Origin of the sequence: Peterkaempfera podocarpi (genome assembly GCF_042466665.1) — a bacterium.
GTDB lineage: Bacteria > Actinomycetota > Actinomycetes > Streptomycetales > Streptomycetaceae > Peterkaempfera > Peterkaempfera podocarpi.
The window spans coordinates 3,983,544-3,999,786 of record NZ_CP162102.1 but is presented as its reverse complement, the minus strand read 5'-3'; the positions used below and the strand labels follow the sequence as shown (position 1 = coordinate 3,999,786).

General features: G+C 72.8%; 15 protein-coding genes and 1 pseudogene. 15 read left to right on the top strand and 1 reads right to left on the bottom strand.

What is annotated here, in order from left to right; all coding sequences use genetic code 11:
* Positions 1–22: 22 nt before the first annotated feature.
* Positions 23–712: a response regulator gene (locus AB0761_RS17505; protein WP_377269970.1), complete on the top strand. Its 690-nt coding sequence runs from the start codon at positions 23–25 to the stop codon at positions 710–712.
* Between the two features lie 141 nt (positions 713–853).
* Positions 854–2,563 (top strand): proline--tRNA ligase, encoded by a 1,710-nt coding sequence (locus tag AB0761_RS17500; protein ID WP_377269969.1) that lies wholly within the window; start codon positions 854–856, stop codon positions 2,561–2,563.
* 60 nt (positions 2,564–2,623) lie between these two features.
* On the opposite strand, the gene AB0761_RS17495 is transcribed toward AB0761_RS17500, so the two are convergent.
* On the bottom strand, positions 2,624–3,754 hold the full coding sequence (locus AB0761_RS17495; RefSeq protein ID WP_377269968.1) for a threonine aldolase family protein: 1,131 nt from the start codon (positions 3,752–3,754) through the stop codon (positions 2,624–2,626).
* Between the two features lie 172 nt (positions 3,755–3,926).
* Here AB0761_RS17495 and AB0761_RS17490 point away from each other — a divergent pair, with 172 nt between their 5' ends.
* The 13 genes and pseudogenes from AB0761_RS17490 to AB0761_RS17430 all read left to right on the top strand — a co-directional run bounded on the left by AB0761_RS17490 (position 3,927) and on the right by AB0761_RS17430 (position 16,106).
* Positions 3,927–4,856: a Rossmann-like and DUF2520 domain-containing protein gene (locus tag AB0761_RS17490; RefSeq protein ID WP_377274178.1), complete on the top strand. Its 930-nt coding sequence runs from the start codon at positions 3,927–3,929 to the stop codon at positions 4,854–4,856.
* Positions 4,856–5,713 (top strand): pantoate--beta-alanine ligase, encoded by an 858-nt coding sequence (panC, locus tag AB0761_RS17485; protein WP_377274176.1) that lies wholly within the window; start codon positions 4,856–4,858, stop codon positions 5,711–5,713. Before AB0761_RS17490 ends, panC begins: the two co-directional genes overlap by 1 nt.
* A gap of 40 nt (positions 5,714–5,753) precedes the next feature.
* Positions 5,754–6,053: pseudogene (gene panD / locus AB0761_RS17480) on the top strand (aspartate 1-decarboxylase); the annotation flags it as partial.
* Between the two features lie 276 nt (positions 6,054–6,329).
* Complete coding sequence (locus tag AB0761_RS17475) at positions 6,330–7,997, top strand: L-aspartate oxidase (protein ID WP_377274174.1); 1,668 nt, start codon at positions 6,330–6,332, stop codon at positions 7,995–7,997.
* A 38-nt stretch (positions 7,998–8,035) separates the two neighbouring features.
* Positions 8,036–8,971 (top strand): carboxylating nicotinate-nucleotide diphosphorylase, encoded by a 936-nt coding sequence (gene nadC, locus AB0761_RS17470; RefSeq protein WP_377274172.1) that lies wholly within the window; start codon positions 8,036–8,038, stop codon positions 8,969–8,971.
* A gap of 50 nt (positions 8,972–9,021) precedes the next feature.
* Complete coding sequence (locus tag AB0761_RS17465) at positions 9,022–9,810, top strand: type III pantothenate kinase (protein ID WP_377269967.1); 789 nt, start codon at positions 9,022–9,024, stop codon at positions 9,808–9,810.
* Between the two features lie 123 nt (positions 9,811–9,933).
* Entirely contained in the window at positions 9,934–10,638 is a 705-nt protein-coding gene (locus AB0761_RS17460; protein WP_377269966.1) for a hypothetical protein, read from the top strand.
* 134 nt (positions 10,639–10,772) lie between these two features.
* Positions 10,773–11,126, top strand: coding sequence for an LPXTG cell wall anchor domain-containing protein (locus tag AB0761_RS17455; protein WP_377269965.1), 354 nt, complete (start codon positions 10,773–10,775; stop codon positions 11,124–11,126).
* Positions 11,127–11,409: 283 nt separating this feature from the next.
* Positions 11,410–13,152, top strand: a complete 1,743-nt coding sequence (locus tag AB0761_RS17450) for an LPXTG cell wall anchor domain-containing protein (protein ID WP_377269964.1) — start codon at positions 11,410–11,412, stop codon at positions 13,150–13,152.
* Between the two features lie 68 nt (positions 13,153–13,220).
* Complete coding sequence (lysX, locus tag AB0761_RS17445) at positions 13,221–14,744, top strand: bifunctional lysylphosphatidylglycerol synthetase/lysine--tRNA ligase LysX (protein ID WP_377269963.1); 1,524 nt, start codon at positions 13,221–13,223, stop codon at positions 14,742–14,744.
* Positions 14,745–14,749: 5 nt separating this feature from the next.
* Positions 14,750–14,908 carry a hypothetical protein gene (locus AB0761_RS17440; protein ID WP_377269962.1) on the top strand — a complete coding sequence of 53 codons (159 nt, stop codon included), beginning with the start codon at positions 14,750–14,752 and terminating at the stop codon, positions 14,906–14,908.
* A 261-nt stretch (positions 14,909–15,169) separates the two neighbouring features.
* Positions 15,170–15,592 carry a BlaI/MecI/CopY family transcriptional regulator gene (locus AB0761_RS17435; protein ID WP_377269961.1) on the top strand — a complete coding sequence of 141 codons (423 nt, stop codon included), beginning with the start codon at positions 15,170–15,172 and terminating at the stop codon, positions 15,590–15,592.
* Between the two features lie 10 nt (positions 15,593–15,602).
* Entirely contained in the window at positions 15,603–16,106 is a 504-nt protein-coding gene (locus AB0761_RS17430; RefSeq protein ID WP_377269960.1) for an amino-acid N-acetyltransferase, read from the top strand.
* Positions 16,107–16,243 lie beyond the last annotated feature (137 nt).

Genomic DNA, 16,243 nt, shown 5'->3' with positions numbered 1-16,243 from the left:
CACCCCGGAGGAACCGCCGCACATGACGATCCGCGTGATGCTCGTCGACGACCAGGAACTGCTGCGCACCGGCTTCCGGATGGTGCTGCAGTCCCAGGGGGACATCGAGATCGCCGCCGAGGCCGGCGACGGCGCCCAGGCGCTGGAGGTGCTGGCCGGGGCCGAGGTCGATGTGATCCTGATGGACGTACGGATGCCCAGGATGGACGGTGTGGAGGCGACCAGCCGGATCTGCCTGGACTCCGGCGGCATCCCCCGCGCCGACGCGCCACGGGTGCTCATCCTCACCACCTTCGACCTGGACGAGTACGCCTTCGCCGCGCTCAAGGCCGGGGCCAGCGGCTTCCTGCTGAAGGACGTGCCGCCGACCGAGCTGGTCGCCGCGATCCGGTCGGTCCACGCCGGTGACGCGGTGGTCGCACCGACCACCACCCGCCGAATGATCGACCGCTTCGCCGATGTGCTGCCCGGCCCGCACCCGCCGGCCGAGGCCCCCGCCCTGGCCCGGCTCACCGACCGTGAGCGGGAGGTCTTCCTGCTGGTCGCGCAGGGCCTCTCCAACGGGGAGATCGCCACCCGGCTCACCCTCTCCGAGGCGACGGTGAAGACCCATGTGGGCCGCATCCTGGCCAAGCTGGAGCTGCGCGACCGCGTCCAGGCCGTGGTCCTCGCCTACGAGACCGGCCTGGTCCGGGCCGGCGGACCGGTCTGAGCCGTATGCGGCGGCCCGCCGGGCGCTGAAATGGCGCAGGTCGGGGCGGGTGGCGGGGCTAGACTGCGGCTCCTGTCGCCCCTTCGCCGAGAGCCCCCCGCCCGAGGGCTCCCCCCACCCGAGAGGTCGGTCACCGGTCCCATGCGCTGGTCCCAGCTGTACGTACCCACACTTCGCGAGGACCCGGCGGACGCGGACGCGGTGAGCCACCGGCTGCTGGTGCGAGGGGGTTTCGTCCGGCAGCTGATGGCCGGCCACTACTCGCTGCTGCCGCTCGCGGTGCGGGTCCGGTCCAAGATCGTCGACATCATCCGCGAGGAGATGACCCGGATCGGGGCCCAGGAGTTCATGCTGCCCGCCCTGCACCCGGCCGAGATCTGGCAGCGCAGCGGCCGGTGGGAGGTGATGGGCGAGGAGATGTTCCGGCTGCGCGACCGCAAGGGGGCCGACCTGGCGCTCGGTATGACGCACGAGGAGATCTTCACCGTCCTCTCCCAGGAGCTGCGGTCCTACCGGGACCTGCCGCAGATCTGGTACCAGTTCCAGACCAAGTTCCGCGACGAGGCCCGCCCCAAGAGCGGCCTGCTGCGGGTGCGCGAGTTCACCATGAAGGACGCCTACAGCTTCGATGTCGAGGCCACCGGGCTGGACCGCGCCTTCGACCTGCACCGGGGCGCCTATGAGCGGATCTTCGCTCGGATCGGGCTGCCCGCCGTCGCGGTGCAGGCGTCCAGCGGGTCCATGGGCGGCAGCGCCTCGGTGGAGTTCATGTGCCCCTCGGAGGCGGGCGAGGACCTGGTGGTCCGCTGCCCGGAGTGCGGCTATGCGGCCAACACCGAGAAGGCCACCTCCGCCCTGCCCGAGGTGGCGGACGGCCCGGGGCCGGACGCCCCGGAGCGGTTCGACACCCCCGACGCCCGCACCATCGACGAACTGGCCCGGCAGCACGGAGTGGTGGCGGAGCGCCAGATCAAGACCCTGGTCCATGTGGTGGACGGCCGGCTGACCCTGGTCCTGATGCGCGGTGACCACACCCTGGTCGAGCAGAAGCTGGTCGACACCCTCGGCGCCACCGCGGTCCGCCCGGCGACCCCCGAGGAGATCCAGGCGGCGCTGGGCGCCTCCCCGGGCAGCCTCGGCGCGGTCGGTGTCCCCGCCGGACTGCCGGTGATCGCCGACGAGGCGCTGCGCGGCCGTACCGACATGACCACCGGCGCCAACACCGACGGTGTCCATCTGCGCGGCGTCGACATCGAGCGGGACATCGCCGTGCAGCGCTGGGCCGACCTGCGGGAGGTCACCGCCGGCGAGCCGTGCCCCGACTGCGGCGCGGGTCTGGAGGTGGTCCGCACCATCGAGGTCGGCCACATCTTCAAGCTGGGCCGCAAGTACACCGAGACGCTGGGCGTCTCCGTGCTCGGCCCGGAGGGCGACCGGGTGGTCCCGATCATGGGCAGCTACGGCATCGGCGTGGAGCGGGCGCTGGCCGCCGTGGTGGAGACGCACCACGACGAGCAGGGCATGGTGTGGCCGGTGGCGATCGCGCCCTTCGAGGTGGCCGTGGTGGTCCTCGGCAAGGGCGACGTCCAGGTCGCCGAGGCCGCCGAGACCCTGTACACGGAGTTGCAGCGCGAGCGGGTCGACGTCCTGCTGGACGACCGCGACGAGCGGCCCGGGGTGAAGTTCCGCGACGTGGAGCTGGTCGGCATCCCCTTCCGCATCACGGTCGGCGCCAGGGGACTGGCCAACGGCACGGTCGAGATCACCACCCGGGCCGGCGGCGAGACCCGTACCGTGCCGGTCTCCGAGGCGGCGGAGCACATCCGCAAGCTGGTCACCGCCGCAGGCTGAGCCCTGGGCGCCGGCCGGCCCGGCCGGCGCCCAGGTGCGGCGGCTCCCCCGTCCGCGGCCTCAGCGGCCGGGGTCGGCGGACAGACGCTCCAGCAGTGCCGCCGCGGAGTCGGCGACCTCGGCGGGGGTCCACTCCAGGGCGGACGAGGCCACCGTGACCTCGGTCATGGACAGCCCGGGGAGCGGGGACTCGCGCCAGCCGCCGAACAGTGCCCGGCCGGTCTCCTCGGCAAGGCGCAGCCCGGCCTGGGCGAGGGTGTCGGCCGGGTAGGGCAGCCAGAGCTGGAACTGGTGGGTGTGCGGCGGTTCGGGGTGGACCCGGGCGCCGGGCACACCCGCGAAGGCACCGGCCAGGGCGGCCGCCACCGGCTTGGCATGGGCGACGTACTCGGGCAGCCGCGGCAGCTCCCGGTCCAGCCCCAGCTGTGCGGCCAGGGCGGTCGGCCACTGCTGGTACAGCTGCCCGCCGTAGCGGTGCCGCCAGGCGCGGCACTGGCCCGCCAGGTCCGCGGAGCAGGCCACCGCGGCGCCGGAGAAGCCGCCCAGCGACTTGTAGAAGGAGACATAGACCGAGTCGGCCAGCCCGGCGATCTCCGGCAGGGAGCGCCCGAAGTGGGCCGGGGTCTCCCACAGCCGGGCCCCGTCGAAGTGGACCACCGCCTCCCGTTCGCGGGCCGCGTCCACCGCCCCGCACAGCTCGTCCCAGGTGGGCAGCGCAAAGCCGGCGTCGCGCAGCGGCAGTTCCAGCATCAGGGTCCCGAAGGGCTCCCCCAGCGCCTGCACCTCGGCGGCGGTGGGCAGCCGGGGCGCGCTGGTGGGCCAGACGCTGCGCAGACCGGTCAGGTCCGCGTACGCGTGCCGCTCGTGCACCTCCGGGTGCGACAGCGGATGCATGGCCACGGTGCGGCTGCCGGTGCGCTCGGCCCAGCAGCGCAGGACCACCTGCTGGGCCATGGTGCCGGTGGGGAAGAAGACCGCGTCCTCGAAGCCCAGCAGGTCGGCCACCCGCTGCTCCAGCCGGGCGACCGGTCCGTCGCCGTAGACGTCGGGCAGGCCGTCCAGCCCGTAGGCCTGCCCGTCCGCCGCGGCCAGCTCCGCCAGCCGCTCCCGCATCGTCCGGGTCGGCTGCTGGGACAGCACCCTGGTACAGCCGCGCAGCACCGCGGCCCGCTTCTCGCGCTCCTCGTCCATGCCGGAGATCATCCCTCACCGGCCGGCCTGTGGGCCCCGACACAGGGAGCGGGGGTGCCCGGGCGGCGGTACTTCCGTACGATGACGGGGTACGTCCGGTACCCGAAGGGGACTGGAACGGATTGAAGGTCGACGCAGAGCGATGAACGCACCCGACGACGGGGCGGGCCCCATGGGCCTGCCCGAATTCGAGTTCGGCGACCCCGCCGACCCCGGCAACCGGCCGGCCCGGCTGGCCGTGGGCGTGGTGGGGACCGGGCGGGTCGGCCCGGCGCTGGGCGCCGCGCTGCAACTGGCCGGCCACCGGGTGGTCGCCGCCTCCGGTGTCTCCGCCGTCTCCCGCCGCCGTGCCGAGAGCCTGCTTCCCGGGGTGCGGCTGGTGACGCCACCTCAGGTGATGGCCGCCGCAGACCTGGTGCTGCTGACCGTCCCCGACGACACACTGGCCGATCTGGTGGCCGGGCTGGCCGCCACCGGCGCGGTACGCCCCGGGCAGCTCCTGGTGCACACCTCGGGCGCCCATGGTGTGGCGGTGCTGGAGCCCGCCACCAGGGCCGGCGCGCTACCGCTGGCGCTGCACCCCGCGATGACGTTCACCGGCACCTCCATGGATGTGGCCCGGCTGGCCGGCTGCCCGTTCGGAGTGACGGCGCCGGAGGAGCTGCGGCCGGTCGCCGAGGCGCTGGTGGTGGAGATGGGCGGGGAGCCGGAATGGGTGCCGGAGGAGGTGCGGCCGCTCTACCACACCGCTCTCGCCCATGGCTCCAACCACCTGGTCACCCTGGTCGCCCAGGCGCAGGAACTGCTGGCCGCCGCAGGGGTCGCCGAGCCCGGCCGGATGCTGGGCCCGCTGCTGGGAGCCGCCCTGGACAACGCCCTGCGCAGCGGCGACGCGGCCCTCACCGGCCCGGTCGCCCGGGGCGACGCCGGCACCGTACGGCGCCATCTGCAGCAGCTGCGGCGGGTCTCCCCGCAGGCGCTGGAGGCGTACCGGGCGATGGCTCGGGCCACCGCCGACCGGGCGCTGGCTGCAGGGATGCTCAAGGCGGACGCGGCGGAGGCGCTGCTGGATGTGCTGGCCGACGACCGGAAGGACGGATGATGGCGGAACTGCTGCACACCGGCGAGGAGTTGCGTCAGCGGCTCGTGGCGGGAGCGGGTGGACGCGGTGTGGTGATGACCATGGGGGCACTGCACGAGGGCCATGCGACGCTGGTCCGGGCCGCCCGGGAGCGGCTGGGCCCCGAGGGCACCGTGGTGGTCACCGTCTTCGTCAACCCGCTGCAGTTCGGCGCGGGGGAGGACCTGGACCGCTATCCGCGCACCCTGGAGGCCGACCTCGAGCTGGCCGCGGAGGCCGGCGCCGATGTGGTCTTCGCGCCCCCGGTGGAGGAGGTCTACCCGGGCGGTGAGCCGCAGGTGCGGATAGCGGCCGGGCCGATGGGGGAGCGGTACGAGGGCGCCTCGCGCCCCGGGCACTTCGACGGGGTCTGCACGGTGGTGGCGAAGCTGCTCCACCTCACCGCGCCCGATGTGGCGTTCTTCGGGGAGAAGGACGCCCAGCAGCTGGCGGTCGTCCGGCGGATGGCCACCGACCTCAACTTCCCGGTGGAGGTCGTGGGGGTGCCCACGGTCCGGGAGGGGGACCATGTCGCCCTCTCCAGCCGCAACCGCTATCTGTCGGAGGTGGAGCGGGTCTCCGCCCGGGAGCTGTCGCGGGCGCTGCTGACCGGCGTACAGGTGGCACCGAAGGGTCCCGCAGCGGTGCGCCGGGCGGCGCAGGCGGTGCTGGAGGCTGCCGCCGGGGCCGAGCCGCCCGTGGTGCTGGACTACCTCGCGCTGATCGACCCGGCGGACTTCACCGAGGCGGCCGACGACCACACCGGTGAGGCGGTGCTGGCGGTCGCCGCCCGGGTGGGCACCACCCGGCTGATCGACAACGTACGGATCCACTTCTAGCCAGAGCCGTCCCGGCATGCACTCACAGGAGGCGTGACCCATGCTCCGCACCATGCTCAAGTCCAAGATCCACCGTGCCACCGTCACCCAGGCCGACCTGCACTACGTCGGCTCGGTCACCGTGGACCAGGATCTGCTGGACGCGGCCGACCTGCTCCCCGGCGAGCTGGTCCACATCGTCGACATCGACAACGGCGCCCGACTGGAGACGTACACCATCGCAGGGCCGCGTGGCAGCGGGGTGATCGGCATCAACGGCGCCGCGGCGCGGCTGGTGCACCCCGGTGACCTGGTGATCCTCATCGGCTACGGGCAGATGGAGGACGCCGAGGCACGCGCCTGGGTGCCCAGGGTGGTCTTTGTGGACGCGGAGAACCGGATCACGGGAATGGGCGGCGACCCCGCAGAGGCTGTTCCGGGCACCGACACCGTGCGCGGGGACACCGTGCGCGGCGACGGCGTGCGCGGCGACGGCGTGCGCGGCGACACCGTACGAGCGGCCGCCGTGCACAGCGGCGCCGTCCACATCGCGGCCCCCGGACCCCCGCGGACCCCGAGGCGTACGGTGACCTGGAACACGGCGCGGTACGGACCGCCCACTGACACGGAGCCACCCATGCCAGCGACCCACAGACTGACCGCCCCGGCCCCGGGCTGGACCGCCACGACCGATGTCGTGGTGGTCGGCTCCGGCGTGGCCGGCCTCACGGCTGCGCTGCGCGCCCGTGCCCTGGTGGGTCGGGTGATGGTGGTCACCAAGGCGATGCTCGACGACGGCTCCACCCGCTGGGCGCAGGGCGGCATCGCCGCTGCGCTCGGTGAGGGGGACACCCCGGAGCAGCACCTCGACGACACCCTGGTGGCCGGGGCCGGACTCTGCGACGAGGAGGCGGTGCGCGTCCTGGTCACCGAGGGCCCGGATGCGGTCCGCCGGCTGATCGCCACCGGAGCGGCCTTCGACACCACCGCGGACGGCGAGATCCTGCTGACCCGGGAGGGCGGCCACCACCGCCGCCGGATCGCGCACGCGGGTGGCGACGCCACCGGCGCCGAGATATCCCGCGCCCTGGTCGCAGCGGTCCGCCGGGATCCCGGCATCGAGGTGGTGGAGCACGCCCTGGTGCTCGACCTGCTCACCGACGCCGACGGCCATGCGGCCGGGCTCACCCTGCATGTGATGGGCGAGGGGCAGCGCGACGGCGTGGGCGCGATCCGCGCCCGGGCGGTGGTGCTGGCGACCGGCGGCATGGGCCAGATCTTCTCCGCCACCACCAACCCCGCGGTCTCCACCGGCGACGGTGTGGCGCTGGCGCTGCGCGCCGGCGCCGAGGTGGCCGATCTGGAGTTCGTGCAGTTCCACCCCACCGTGCTCTGGCTGGGGCCGGACGCCGAGGGCCAGCAGCCGCTGGTCTCCGAGGCGGTGCGCGGCGAGGGCGCCCATCTGGTCGACGCCGACGGGGTGCGCTTCATGGTCGGGCAGCACGAGCTGGCCGAGCTGGCGCCGCGGGACATTGTCGCCAAGGGCATCATGCGCCGGATGCAGCAGACCGGGGCCGAGCACATGTACCTGGACGGGCGGCACTTCGGCGCCGAGATGTGGGAGCAGCGCTTCCCCACCATCCTGGCCTCCTGCCGCTCGCACGGCATCGACCCCGTCACCGAGCTGATCCCGGTGGCCCCGGCCGCGCACTACGCCTCCGGCGGGGTCCGCACCGACCTGCGCGGCCGCACCACAGTGCCGGGTCTGTACGCCTGCGGTGAGGTGGCCTGCACGGGGGTGCACGGTGCCAACCGGTTGGCCTCCAACTCCCTGCTGGAGGGGCTGGTCTTCGCCGAGCGGATCACCGCGGACCTGGCCGCGCAGCAGGCGGCGGGCGAGCTGACGGAGCGCACCCCGGTCGCCGCCGGGACCCGGGTGGTCCCGCTGCCGGCCCCCGAGGCCCGTGCCGAGGTGCAGCGGCTGATGACCTTTGGGGCGGGCGTGCTGCGCTCGGCCGCCTCCATGCGGGACACCGCGGAGGGGCTGACCGCACTCGCCGCCCAGGCCCACGGCCGGGTGGCCGAGGAGAAGCCCGCCGATCCGCGGGTGGAGACCTGGGAGGCCGCCAATCTCCTCCTGGTGGCCACCGCCCTGGTCAACGCCGCGGCGCTGCGCGAGGAGACCCGCGGCTGCCACTGGCGCGAGGACTTCCCCGATCGTGACGACGCCCACTGGCGGCGCCACCTCATCACCACCCTGGATGCCGTCACCGGCGCCCCCGTCACCGCCCTCGAGGAGCAGTGAGCACTGTGTCGCACGACCACCACTTCGAAGAGCTGCCCATGGCCGGAGGTTGCGGGGAGGGCTGCGCCTGCGGCGACGGTGAGACGTACGAGAGCGGTCTGGACCCGGCGCTGGCCCAGCTGCTCGCCGACGCCGGGCTGGACCCGGTGGAGGTCGAGGACATCGCCACGCTGGCCCTCGCCGAGGACCTGGCCGGCGGCGAGGACGTCACCTCCAACGCCACCGTGCCCGCCGATGCCGTCGCCACCGCCGACTTCACCGCCCGCACCACGGGCACCGTCGCCGGGCTGCGGGTCGCCGAGGCGCTGATCTCCCTGGTCTGCGAGGACGAGTTCGAGGTCGAGCGGCATGTCGAGGACGGCGCCCAGGTCGAGGGCGGCCAGGTGCTGCTCTCGGTCCGCGGCCGCACCCGCGACCTGCTCACCGCCGAGCGCAGCGCGCTCAACCTGCTCTGCCACCTCTCCGGCATCGCCACCGCCACCCGTGCCTGGGCCGACGCCGTCGAGGGCACCGGCGCCGCGGTGCGCGACACCCGCAAGACCACTCCGGGGCTGCGCGCCCTGGAGAAGTACGCGGTGCGCTGCGGCGGCGGAGTCAACCACCGGATGTCGCTCTCCGACGCCGCCCTGGTGAAGGACAACCACGTGGTGGCGGCCGGCGGGGTAGCCGAGGCGTTCCGCGCGGTCCGCGAGGCCTACCCGGACCTGCCGGTGGAGGTTGAGGTGGACACCCTGGAGCAGATCCCGCCGGTGCTGCACGCCGGCGCCGACCTGATCCTGCTGGACAACTTCACCGTGGGCGAGCTCAAGGAGGCCGTCCAGCTGGTGGCCGGCCGGGCCCGGCTGGAGGCCTCCGGCGGGCTGATCCTGGCCGGTGCCCGCGAGGTGGCCCAGACCGGTGTGGACTACCTCGCCGTCGGTGCGCTCACCCACTCCGCGCCGGTGCTGGACATCGGCCTGGACCTCCGTTCCTGACCTGCCCGCCCGCCCCGGCCCATCAGCCCCGATCCTTCAGGACCGACCCCATGCTGCTCACCATCGACGTCGGCAACACCCACACCGTGCTCGGCCTCTTCGACGGTGAGGAGATCGTCGAGCACTGGCGGGTCTCCACCGATCCGCGCCGCACCGCCGACGAGATGGCCGTGCTGATGCAGGGGCTGATGGGCGCTCACCCGGTGCTCGGCGAGGACGCGGTGGACGGGCTGGCGATCTGCTCCACCGTGCCGTCCGTGCTGCACGAGCTGCGCGAGGTGACCCGGCGCTACTACGGGGACGTCCCCGCGGTGCTGGTGGAGCCGGGGGTGAAGACCGGTGTGCACGTCCTGATGGACAACCCCAAGGAGGTCGGGGCCGACCGGATCGTCAACGCCCTTGCCGCCAACCACCTCTACGGCGGCCCCTGCATCGTGGTGGACTTCGGCACCGCCACCACCTTTGACGCGGTGAACCAGCGCGGCGACTACGTCGGGGGCGCCATCGCCCCCGGTATCGAGATCTCGGTGGACGCCCTCGGGGTGCGCGGCGCCCAGCTGCGCAAGATCGAACTGGCCCGACCGCGCAGTGTGATCGGCAAGAACACCGTGGAGGCCATGCAGGCCGGCATCCTCTACGGATTCGCCGGTCAGGTGGACGGGGTGGTCGGCCGGATGGCCGCCGAGCTGTCGGACGACCCGGACGACGTCCAGGTGATCGCCACCGGCGGTCTGGCACCGCTGGTGCTGGGGGAGGCCCACTCGATCGACGAGCACGAGCCCTGGCTCACGCTGATCGGGCTGCGGCTGATCTACGAGCGCAACAAGACGGCATCCTGACCGGCCGTCAGTAGGGCGGTCGATACGACCGGATGACCGGTCGTATCACCGCACCATCCGCCAATCGGGACACAGTCCGCGTCATTGCCCCTGAAACGGGCATATCCGACGTACTGTCAAGTCATGCCTACGCCACACGGGTCGCGCGGCGGCATGGCCTTCAGCGCCGACGAACTGCGGGTGCTGCGCCATGCCCTCGCCCAGGTCCTGCACCCCGCCGCGCCGTCGCGGATCGGCGGGCTCGGGACGTCCTGGGCCGCCGACGTGTGGACCGAGGACGTCCAGGACTTCCTCCGCCTCGCCGAATCCATCGACGAAGCCGTGCGCGAGGGCGGACGGCTGCGCGCCTTCCTCCTCGCCGACCTCGCCCGCTACCGCGACGCCCTGCCCGGCACCGCTCCCGGATACCTGGACCGCCTGGAGGAGGCCGTGGACGACGGCTACCTCCCCGGCCCCGAGGACCTCCGTGCGCTGCGCCGGTTGGCCCGACTGCCCAGCAGCCAGGCGGAGCGGACCCGCCGCTCCCGGCTGGCAGGCCGCTGCCACGCGGTCGCCGAGGCCGCCGTACGGGAACGACTGGCCGCCGCCGCAGCTCCGCCGCGGCACCTCACCGCTGTCCCGACGAGCCCCGGAGGCCTGATCCCGATGTCCACCGCCGAGCCCCGCCGCCCCGAGCCCGACGCCGAGGAGAAGAAGGACCAGCGGACGCGGTCTCCGCAGTCCGGGAATCGCCAGGTCCCCACCCCGGCCGACCTGTTCGCCCGCCGCCCCCGGCCCGCGGAGCCGGACGACCACGGCGACACCGAACTGGCCACCGGCACCGGCTGACCAGGTACCGGCCCCCGGTACCGCTCCGAACCCGGCCCTCTGCTGCACCGCCCTCCTCTCCGGCGGTGACGCAGAGGGCCGTCCGCTTTCCCCACCTGGCGCGCACAACGCCCCGACCGGGCGCCACGGGTGCGGTGACCTTCCGCACCGAGGGCCCCTACGGCAGCCCGATGCCGTACGACACGCACCTCGCCAACAACCGCGCGGCGATCACGGTGAACGCTCCGGCCGCTGCGGGCTCGACCGGCGGCACCACTACCGGCGGCTCGACCACCGGTTCCACGGGTTCTTCCGGCTCGGGTTCGACGGGTGGCGGCAGCCCGGCCCCGCAGACCGCGGGCGGCACCTCCGCCGGCGGCTCCACGACCGGTGGTGCGGCCCTGGCCGCGACCGGTTCCTCCGGCACCGGGCTGCTGGCGGGTGCGGGTGCGGTGGCCGTGGTGGCGGGCGCCGGTGCGGTCCTGGCGGTCCGGCGGCGCCGGGCCTGACGCCCACGGGTGCGGCGCGGCGGATATCCGGTCGCGTCGCACACCGGGCACCGCGCCCCGTCCGACTGCGTCGGCGATCACGGTTCCGTCGCACCGGCCGTGGGCGGTCGCTGACTCCGGCCGTACGCGTCCCGGCCGCTCAGCGGGCGGCAGCGGACTTACAACGTTCTCGCAACAACTTCATGGCGCGGTCCCATTCGCCCCCTTGTGTGCGCGCGACAATTCGACCGGAGCTGGTTGGATCCGGCCTTCTGATCTTCACTCCTCCGCTGTAGAGGACTCCATGGGACACCAGCCCACCCGTCGGGTCGCCAGATCCGCCGCCTCGGTCGCGACAGCGGCCCTGACGCTCCTCACCGCAGGTCTGTTCACCGCGGTCCCGGCCCACGCAGCCGCCCCGGGCAGCTACCTGTTCGTCGACGCCCCGGACAGTGTCACCGTGCTGCCGCGCACGGCAGCGGCAGGTCCCGGTGACACCTTCAGGCCGTTCGCCCTGGCCGTCGCCGACGAGGAAGGCGGACCGCTGCGCAATGTGGTGGTCACCGTCGACGCGAGCGCCCTGGCCGGCAAGGCCGAGCTTCAGCTCCCCGCAGGGTGCACCTTCACCGACACCGCGCACCTGCGGGTCTCCTGCACCGCAGCCCGCGCCGCCGACGAGGCGGACTTCCGACTCGGCGTCCGCGCCGTCCAGGGCGCCCCGGTAGGGGCGAGCGGTACGGTCCGCTACACCGCTGCGGCCGACGGCGCAGTACAGGAACCGGATTCGGTCACCACCGAGGTCGCCGTCGGATCCGGTCCCGACCTCGCCGTCAAGCAGCTGCCCAGCACGACCAGGGTGGCCCCCGGAGGCAGCACCGCCGTCCCCGCGGAGGTGGCCAACATCGGCGACCAGGACGCCAAGGGCCTGGTGATGATCGCCGAGACGCAGAGCGGCTTCCGGCTGAGCGGCAACTACCGCAACTGCCGGTACGGGGTGAACGACGGCGCGTCCGTCGGCGGGTCCGCCGTGCTGTGCCGCTTCGACAGCACCACGCTCCCCGCCGGTGCCACCTACCGGCTCAGCGAGCCGCTCACGGTCGCCGCCGGCAAGGACGTCGGCTCCGGCTTCCTCGGGTACGTCTTCGACGTGGCCGGTGGCGAGATCGACGGCAGCCGGGTCACCGGGGGCACCCCGGGCACCGGCCCGGAGCTGACGCTGGCGCCCGTGCCCGGCACCCGCTCGGCCGCCAAGGACATCGACTTCGACAACAACACCGCGGTGACGATCCTCGACACCGGGCTGCGGACCGACCTGGCAGTCGCACCGGTCGCCGTCTCGGGCACTGTCGGCAAGCCGCTCGCGCTCGACCTCACGGTGCGGAACGTCGGCACGGCCGCGGCGCAGCCGGTCGGCACGGCCGGCCTCCAGGTGTTGTCGCCCGGTGAGGTGCCCAGCAGCGCCTCCGCGCTGGTCCTGGTCTCCCTGCCCGCGGGGGTCGCGGTCCAGCGGGCGCCCCGGTACTGCGCTCCGGTGCAGGACGTTCCGGTCCCGGCCGGGTCCGGTGAGATGGCGCAACGGTTCACCAGCCGGCTGCGCGACCGGCTGCACGGTGCGCTGACCCGGGCGCAGGGCGCGCCGCAGTACCTGTGCTGGCTGGCGGGCAAGCTGCCGGCCGGCGGCTCCGCCTCGCTGGCCTTCACGGTGAAGCCCGGGAGGGCGCTCGACGGCGTGCGCGGCCAGTACATGGCGCTCTCCCTGTCGCTCGACGACAACGGCTCCAACGACCTGGCGCTGATCCGGCTCTCCGCCAAGGGCGCCACGGCCACGGGCTCCACGGGCTCCGGTTCGACGGGTGGCGGCAGCCCGGCCCCGCAGACCGCGGGCGGCACCTCCACCGGCGGCACCTCCGCCGGCGGCTCCACGACCGGTGGTGCGGCCCTGGCCGCGACCGGTTCCTCCGGCACCGGGCTGCTGGCCGGTGCGGGTGCGGTGGCCGTGGTGGCGGGGGCCGGAGCGGTCCTGGCGGTCCGGCGGCGCCGGGCCTGACGCCCACGGGTGCGGCGCGGCGGATATCCGGTCGCGTCGCACCCCCCGGCCATCGATACCCTGGTGTGGTGACAGAGCAGACCTCCGCCCCCGCCGCCCCGGACGACCTTCCCGAGCAGATGCGGGTCAGGCGCGAGAAGCTGGACCGGCTCCGCGCAGCCGGCGTCGACCCCTACCCGGTCGGCTTCCCGCGTACGACCACCATCGCGGACCTGCGGGCCGAGCACCCCGACCTCGCCCCCGACACCGCCACCGGTGTCCGGGTGGGCGTGACCGGCCGGGTGGTGCTCAGCCGCACCGGCGGCAAGCTCTGCTTCGCCACCCTCCGCGACGGCACCGCAGACCTCCAGGTCATGCTGTCGCTGGACAAGCTGGGCGAGGAGCGGCTCGCCGACTGGAAGCGCGACATCGACCTCGGCGACCATGTGGGCGTCGAGGGCGAGGTGATCACTTCCCGCCGCGGCGAGCTGTCGGTGATGGTGGACCGCTGGGAGCTCACCGCCAAGTGCCTGCGCCCGCTGCCCGATAAGCACAAGGGCCTCACCGACCCGGAGGCCCGGGTCCGCCAGCGCTATGTGGACCTGATCGTCAACCCCGAGGCGCGTGAGCTGCTCCAGCTGCGCTCGCGGGTGATCCGCTCGATCCGCCGCACCTACGAGGACCGCGGCTACATCGAGGTCGAGACGCCGATGCTGCAGCCGATCCACGGCGGCGCCAACGCCCGGCCTTTCGTCACCCACATCAACGCCTACGACATCGACCTGTACCTGCGCATCGCCACCGAGCTCTACCTCAAGCGGCTGGTGGTCGGCGGCGCCGAGAAGGTCTTCGAGATCAACCGGAACTTCCGCAACGAGGGCGCCGACGCGACCCACAACCCGGAGTTCACCGCGCTGGAGTCCTACGAGGCGTACGGCGACTACGACACCCAGGCCGAGCTGACCCGGGCGATCATCCTCAACGCGGCACAGGACGCCCTGGGCACCACCGTGGTCCGCGGGATCGACGCCCACGGCAAGGAGCAGGAGATCGACCTGGCCGAGCCGTGGAGCGAGGTCACGGTCTACGGCGGCATCTCCGAGCGCCTCGGCGAGGAGGTCACCCCGGAGACCACCGTCGAGCAGCTGCGCAAGCTGGCGGACGCGGCCGGCGTCCCCTACGAGCAGAAGTGGGGCCACGGCCAGATCGTCCTGGAGATGGTCGAGCGGCTGCTGGAGGAGAACGCGGTCACCCCGACCTTCATCAAGGACTACCCGGTGGAGGTCTCCCCGCTCACCCGGCAGCACCGCAGCCTCCCCGGGGTCGCCGAGAAGTGGGACCTGGTGATCTTCGGTACCGAGCTCGCCACCGCCTACTCCGAGCTGATCGACCCCGTCGAGCAGCGCGCCAGGCTCACCGCGCAGTCGCTGCTTGCGGCCGGCGGCGACGTGGAGGCGATGCAGCTCGACGAGGACTTCCTGCGCGCTCTGGAGTACGCCATGCCGCCCACCGGCGGCATGGGTCTGGGTGTGGACCGGCTCATCATGCTGCTCACCGGAAAGAACATCCGGGAGACGGTGCTCTTCCCCCTGGTCAAGCCCGAAGGAGTGTGACGGCAGTGGACTATGTCAGCGCGATCGTTCCCCCGCTGGTGATGGCGATCGGATTCTCGTTTGTCATCAGGGCGATCATCCGCAGCCAGGGCGGTGCCCAGAAGGCCAAGGAGGACGCCTACGCGGAGGCGCTGGCCACCGGACAGGGCGACACCACGGAATAGCCGTCCGCACCGGCTGAGGGCCCGTCCGGCGATTTCCGGTCCGCTCTGCCGGTCCGGCAGCCGCAGGCTCTCGGGAGCCCGTTCCCCGATCTTTGTCGAGGCCGCCACCGCACCGGTGGCGGCCTCGGCGTCTGTACGGCTTCTCCTGCGGGTTCCGCACGGCTGCTGCGCGCCACGCCGCCATTCCCGACTAAGGTGAATTTGTCCGCTTCGACGCCTACCGTGGGGGCGCTGCCGACTCGGCCGAGGGAGGTGCTCCGGATGGTGCGGCAACTCGGTGAGCTCGAGAACGAGGTCATGACCCGGGTGTGGCAGTGGAACCGCCCGGTCACCGTCCGCGAGGTGCTTGCGGATCTGCATCGGGAACGCGAGATCGCGTACACCACCGTGATGACGGTGATGGACAAGCTGTTCCAGAAGGGATGGCTTCGCCGGGAACGCGAAGGACGCGCCTACCGATATGAACCGGTCTCGTCCCGTGAGGCGTACACCGCAGCGTTGATGAACGATGCCTGGGCGACGAGTGACAACCCGGCCGCCGCACTGGTGCACTTCTTCGGGATGATGTCGCCCGAGCAGCAGGAAGCGCTGCGCGACGCATTGCGTGTCGCAGCTCCCCATGGTGAGACGGTTCCTCCCGGCGAGTCGGGGGAGGGAAGTCCGGCGGACGGCGCGGCACGATAGCGTCTTCTCCATGGAGGTCACGATCCGCCGGGCGCGGACAAGCGACGTGCGGGCCGTACGCAGGCTCATCGACGGCTATGTGCGCGAGCGGATTCTGCTCGACAAACCGACGGTGACGCTCTTCGAGTCCGTGCAGGAGTTCTGGGTCGCCGAACGGGACTGTGACGGCGAGGTGGTGGCCTGCGGGGCTCTCCATGTGATGTGGGAGGACCTCGCCGAGGTGCGTTCTCTTGCCGTGGACCCGTCATGTTTGGGCCGGGGAGTGGGCCATCTGCTGCTGGACAAGTTGTTGCAGACCGCCCGCTGGCTGGGCGTGCGTCGTATTTTCTGTCTGACGTTCGAGGTGGACTTCTTCGCGAAACACGGCTTCGTGGAGATCGGTGAGGCGCCGGTCGAGGGCGATGTCTACGAAGAGCTGCTGCGTTCCTACGACGAGGGTGTCGCGGAGTTCCTGGATCTCGAACGTGTGAAGCCGAACACGCTCGGCAACTCCCGCATGCTGTTGCTTCTGTGAAGGAAGTGGGACCGCTCTGGCCCCGGGGTGGTCTCCACTGGTATGGCCCGCGCTCTGCGGGCGGCAGTCCGCCGCCGACTTCGCACCAGGGGTTTGTGTTTTCCGCAGAAAGGCGGTTTCCTTTCCCCAAGGCAATC